Annotated in this window: 8 protein-coding genes; 6 read left to right on the forward strand and 2 right to left on the reverse strand. The window is 60.5% G+C overall.

The window, feature by feature from the left end:
• Positions 1 to 337: deoxyuridine 5'-triphosphate nucleotidohydrolase (locus F8J34_RS05265; RefSeq protein ID WP_297056962.1), on the reverse strand; the 337-nt coding region annotated here is incomplete at its 3' end.
• Positions 338 to 377: 40 nt separating this feature from the next.
• Positions 378 to 653 carry a hypothetical protein gene (locus F8J34_RS05270; RefSeq protein ID WP_297056963.1) on the reverse strand — a complete coding sequence of 92 codons (276 nt, stop codon included), beginning with the start codon at positions 651 to 653 and terminating at the stop codon, positions 378 to 380.
• Between the two features lie 77 nt (positions 654 to 730).
• Between F8J34_RS05270 and F8J34_RS05275 the strand changes: the two genes are divergently transcribed.
• The 6 genes from F8J34_RS05275 to F8J34_RS05300 all read left to right on the forward strand — a co-directional run.
• A complete protein-coding gene (locus F8J34_RS05275; protein WP_297056964.1) occupies positions 731 to 2,170 on the forward strand; it encodes a DUF4139 domain-containing protein in 1,440 nt (479 codons plus the stop codon).
• Positions 2,171 to 2,212: 42 nt separating this feature from the next.
• The gene (gene zapB, locus F8J34_RS05280) at positions 2,213 to 2,452 is read left to right on the forward strand and encodes a cell division protein ZapB (RefSeq protein ID WP_297056965.1); all 240 of its coding nucleotides are present in this window, start codon (positions 2,213 to 2,215) and stop codon (positions 2,450 to 2,452) included.
• 3 nt (positions 2,453 to 2,455) lie between these two features.
• Complete coding sequence (gene zapA / locus F8J34_RS05285) at positions 2,456 to 2,752, forward strand: cell division protein ZapA (protein WP_297056966.1); 297 nt, start codon at positions 2,456 to 2,458, stop codon at positions 2,750 to 2,752.
• Positions 2,749 to 2,871 (forward strand): hypothetical protein, encoded by a 123-nt coding sequence (locus F8J34_RS05290; RefSeq protein ID WP_297056967.1) that lies wholly within the window; start codon positions 2,749 to 2,751, stop codon positions 2,869 to 2,871. The genes zapA and F8J34_RS05290 overlap by 4 nt, the downstream gene beginning before the upstream one ends.
• A gap of 106 nt (positions 2,872 to 2,977) precedes the next feature.
• Positions 2,978 to 4,573 carry a ribonuclease Y gene (gene rny, locus F8J34_RS05295; protein WP_297056968.1) on the forward strand — a complete coding sequence of 532 codons (1,596 nt, stop codon included), beginning with the start codon at positions 2,978 to 2,980 and terminating at the stop codon, positions 4,571 to 4,573.
• A partial coding sequence (locus tag F8J34_RS05300; protein ID WP_297056969.1) for a YmdB family metallophosphoesterase occupies positions 4,570 to 4,841 on the forward strand: 272 nt, incomplete at its 3' end. The genes rny and F8J34_RS05300, both read left to right, overlap by 4 nt.

The following is a 4,841-nucleotide window of genomic DNA, read 5'->3' on the forward strand; positions in this document are numbered from 1 at the left end:
GGGCCAGGCGCTCCCCGGCCGAGACCTTAACCGGCTCGGAGCCCGGGTTTAAGACCAGGATCTTGAGTTCGTCATCCTCTCCGCAGTAGTCAAAGTCGATGATCCCTGCCGAATGGGGAAAGAGGAGGCCTTTCTTGCGGAAAAGACTTGAGCGGGGGAAGACAAAAAGGGCGTAGGGCCTTTCGGTCTTTATGACCAGCCCGGTGCGAATGAAGGTGGGTTCTCCCGGGGGGATCTCCTGGTCTTCAAGGGCAAAAAGGTCAAAGCCCACCGCGCCGTTTGAGGCCTTTTCCGGAAGCCGGGCCCGGGGGTCCCTGCGCCAGACCTTAAGTTTCATATTCCCTTTATACCGGAGACCGGGCGGCAAAACAACGGTTTTAAGCTCGCCTCCGGTGGGCCCAGAGGATATGACTTCTCGGAAATTCCCGGGAAAAGAGCCTCTCGCAGAGCTTGAGCACCTCTTTTTCGCCTTCGGCCTCAAAGTCCTTGCGGAAAAAGCCCCTTTCCTCCAGGCGGAAACCTTCCTCCGTGCGTACCACCCGCACCAGGCGGTTGCGCTTCTTGCAGAGGAAATCCAGGCACTCGCCGGGGGAGAGCCCGGAGAGCCTTTCGGAAAGCCAGCGCAGGGCCTCTTCCTTCCTTATGCGGGCCATGGAAGATCCTCTCCCGGAAATATGCTAACATAACTTCAAGCCTCCCTCCGGTGGAGAGGGGATTAAAGGAGGGGATGATGAGACGGCTTGCGCTCATTCTGGTTCTTTTCTTTCTGGTCGAAGCCCCGGCTCGGGGGTTGACCCGCCGGCCCCTTGAGCTTTCCCTTGCCCCGGAAGGGACCTATCTTACGGAGGAGATCTCCCTTTCCGCCGGGGAGGTCCGTGAGGCGAGGCTTCCTTTTCCCGGGCGGATCAACCCCGGGAATATTACCGTACTTGAGGCCCCGGAGGGATGTCTGGTGAGCTTTATCCCGCAGGGTTTTGCGAGCCCTCAGGGGCCGGTGGCCGAGGAGATCCACCGGACAAGGGCCGAACTTTCCGAGATTTCCAGGGAAGAGGAGGTGCTTTCCCTGGAAGAGAAATGGCTTTTGGGGTTAAGCCCCCGGGATCTCGCGAGGGACCCCCTTTCGGCCCTTAAGCGGCTGGGGCTTAAGCTTGAGGAGATAAAGACCCGGGAGGCGGAACTGGAACGGAAACGGGCCGCACTCAAAAAACGGCTGCTTGCCCTGGAGGAAAGGCTCGCCCTAAAGGAGGAGACCCTTCTTTCACCGGTCTTCCGCTGCGAAAGGATCCCTTCCACCTATACCCTGAAACTGCGTTACCCCCTTTCGGGACTGGAGTATCGGGAGGAGCGTCGGGTCTTCGTCTGGCCGGAAAAGTCCCGGGTGGAGTTCCGGCTGGGGTTATGGCTTACCGAGCGTCTGGGCCGCTCGCTTCCGGAACTCCGTCTGCGCTACGAGGTTCGCCCCAGGGGGCCGGCCCTTTATGAGCCCCCGCCCTTCAGGCCCTGGTATGTGGATACTCCCCCCATAGGGATCCTCGCCCTAAAGGCCCCCGGTGCGGTAAAGGGAGGGGCTCCTTCCGCAGAGCCCCTCCTGGAGGGGAGACTCTATCGTGTCCCTCTTCCCGCCCTTTCCCCGGGCCTCCCCCGCTTTGTGCTTCTTGAAAGGCGGGAGTTTCCGGCCCGGGTGCGGGTCGAGGTCCCGGCCTATAGTCTTCCCCGGGCCTATCTGGCGGTAACCCTTCGTCCCGAGGTCTATCTTCCCGGAGGTCCGGCCCGGATCTTTCTCTCCGGAAGGGAGCTTCCGGAAAGAAAACTTCCGGACCTGAGGCCCGGACGCAAGTTAGACCTCTATCTTTCCGAGGACCCCTGGGTGGAGGTCCGGCGGAGGATCCTGCGGGATTACGAAGAGCGGGTGGGGGTGGTGAAAAAACACTTAAGACGCACCCTGCGCTGGGAGATAGAGATAAAAAGCGCCCATCCGCAGGGCCTGCCCCTTACGGTTTACGAGCGGGTTCCGGTCAGCCGGAAGAAGGAGATCCGGGTCTCGGTTACCGCCGATCCGCCCTGGAACGAACTTTCTCCTCAGGGACGGGCCACCTGGCACCTTACCCTTTCTCCGGGGAAACCCTTGAAGATTCTCCTTCAGGCGGTGATCGAACGCCCCGCCCCTTGACCGATCCCCCAAACCCTCATAAGCTTGAGGAGGGAGGTCGAGATGGAGATGGATGTGCAGGATCTAAGGGTCCTCGAAGAAAAGATAGAGATGCTTCTTCAGGTGCTGGGGCGTTTAAAGGCGGAGAGGGAGGAGTTGCTTTTGAAGTTGCAGGAAAAAGAGGCCGAGTTGGCTCGGCTTCAGGAAGAGTTGAACCGCCGGGAGGAAGAAAGGAGGGCTGTCAGGGAAAGGATCGGACACCTGATTGAAAGGCTCTCCCAGTTCTCCGAAGGGGGCGCATAAAGTTTGACCGAAAGGCTTATTGAATTTGAATTTGCGGGAAACCGCTTTACCTTCCGGGCCGATCTCCCGGAAGAGGAAATAGAAGAAATATTGGCCTATCTGGAGGATCGTAAGAGACGGATCAAAAACCGCCGGCAGTTGTCCCCCTTGAAGCAGGCGGTGGTGCTTTTGCTGGAGATCACGGCGGAGCTGGTAAGGCTTAGGCGGGAGCACCGACTCCTTTCGGAGAAGATAGGGAGAGAAGCGGTAAGATTGAGTGAAACCATAGAGAGAGAGCTCAAATGCCTGGGGTGTGCGTGATCGGCTATAGCGCCCGCCGAGGCAACACCGTACCCGCAGAGGGAGCCCTCTCCGTCCTGGTGCATGCTCCGGCCTTGACCGCCGGAGAAGCCGAAGGGGCGGATGGCTCCCTAAGGTAGGACCCAGGTCCTCGAAGCGGGGCGGCTGACACGGCACCCCGGGCCATTATTTTGAGGCCCTCCTTTCCTTCCTCCCCCGGCGGAAGAAATAAAGGGGAGGTTCAGCATGAAGATCCTGGCGGTTTTGTTGGCGCTGATCGTCGGGGCGGTGATCGGTTTTCTGGTCGGCTATCGTTTGCGCCGGAAGGAAGAGTTTGAGGATAAGAAACGGGCCGAGGAGGAGGCCCGGCTGATCCTGGAACGGGCCCGTCGGGAAGCGGAGACCGTGGTCCAGGAGGCCCGGATACGGGCCAAAGAGGAGCTCTTCCGGAAAAAAGAGGAACTGGAAAAGGAGCTTCAGCGGCAGAGGGAGGCTCAGGAACAGGAGCTTCGTCAGAAACTCCGGGATCTGGAGAAACGGGCCACCCAGATCAACGAAAAAGAAAAGGAACTTTCCCGTCGCGAGGGAGAGCTCCGGAGCATGGCTGAGGATCTGCGGGCCAAACTCTCCGAGGTGGATAAGACCCGGGAGGAACTGGCCCGCCAGCGGGAGGAGTTGCAGCGGCTGGTAGAGGAGGAGAAGAAGCGGCTGGAGGAGGTGGCCCATCTCAGTGAGGAAGAGGCCCGGAATCTCCTCCTTTCCCGGGTGGAGGAGGAGGTACGGGAGGAGGCCGCCCGGGTGCTTATGCGGGTGGAGGCCGAAACCAAGGAGGAGGCCAAGCGCAAGGCCCAGGAGATTCTTTCCCTGGCCATTGCCCGCTGCGCCGCGGAATTCGTAACCGAAAAGACGGTCTCGGTGGTCCCCCTTCCCAGTGAGGAGATGAAGGGTCGGATCATCGGGCGCGAGGGTCGGAATATCCGGGCCTTTGAGGCTGCCACCGGGGTCACGGTCCTCATCGACGATACCCCGGAGGTGGTGGTGCTTTCCTGTTTCAATCCCATTCGGCGGGAGATTGCCCGGCTGGCTATGGAACGCCTGGTGGCCGACGGTCGTATCCATCCGGCCCGGATTGAAGAGGTGGTTAAAAAGGTGGAAGAAGAAATGGAGAGCACCATCAAGGAGACCGGGGAGAAGGCGGCCTTCGATGTGGGAGTTTACGGGCTTCACCCCGAATTGATCAAACTCCTCGGAAAACTTAAATTCCGCACCAGTTATACCCAGAACGTATTGCAGCATTCCATAGAGGTGGCCTTCATCTGCGGGGTCATGGCCGGGGAGCTGGGGCTGGATGTGAAGAAGGCCAAGCGGGCCGGGCTCCTTCACGATATCGGGAAGGCCGTGGACTTCGAGCAGGAGGGGCCGCACGCCCTCATCGGAGCGGATCTGGCCCGCAAGTACGGAGAGGACGAGGAGATCGTAAACGCCATCGCCGCGCACCACGAGGACGTGCCAGCCCAGTCGGTGCTGGCCATCCTGGTGCAGGCTGCGGACGCCGTCTCCGGGGCCCGTCCGGGAGCCCGGCGCGAGCTCCTGGAGACCTATATCAAACGCCTTCAGGAGCTGGAGAATATCGCACACAGCTTCAAGGGGGTGCAGAAGGCGTACGCCATTCAGGCCGGCCGCGAGGTCCGGGTAATCGTGGACAGCGGCAAGGTCTCGGACGAGGAGGCGGTGCTGCTGGCCCGGGACATCGCCCGCAAGATCGAGGAGGAGGTCAAGTTCCCCGGAGTGATCAAGGTTACGGTCATCCGGGAGACCCGGGCGGTGGAGTACGCCAAATGAGGGTCCTCTTTCTCGGAGACATCGTGGGGAATCCCGGACGTCGGGCCGTACGGGCCTTCCTGCCGGGGTTACGGCAGGAGTATCAGCCGGACTTTATTCTGGCCAACGCCGAAAACGCCGCCGGGGGTTACGGTCTTACGGAAAAGATCGCCCAGGAACTCTTCTCCCTGGGGCTGGATCTCCTGACCTCCGGGAATCATATCTGGAAGCGGGAGTTCCTGCCTTATCTATCTCAGACGGAAAGGGTCTTGCGTCCGGCCAATTACCC

Source organism: Thermosulfurimonas sp., from assembly GCF_015491435.1.
Classification (GTDB): Bacteria; Desulfobacterota; Thermodesulfobacteria; order Thermodesulfobacteriales; family Thermodesulfobacteriaceae; genus Thermosulfurimonas_A.

Bases quoted from the DNA above. Each gene is read 5' to 3' on its own strand.
- rny (WP_297056968.1), top strand. From the start codon at position 2,978: ATGAAGATCCTGGCGGTTTTGTTGGCGCTGATCGTCGGGGCGGTGATC.
- F8J34_RS05275 (WP_297056964.1), top strand. From the start codon at position 731: ATGAGACGGCTTGCGCTCATTCTGGTTCTTTTCTTTCTGGTCGAAGCC.
- zapB (WP_297056965.1), top strand. From the start codon at position 2,213: ATGGAGATGGATGTGCAGGATCTAAGGGTCCTCGAAGAAAAGATAGAG.
- F8J34_RS05270 (WP_297056963.1), bottom strand. From the start codon at position 653: ATGGCCCGCATAAGGAAGGAAGAGGCCCTGCGCTGGCTTTCCGAAAGG.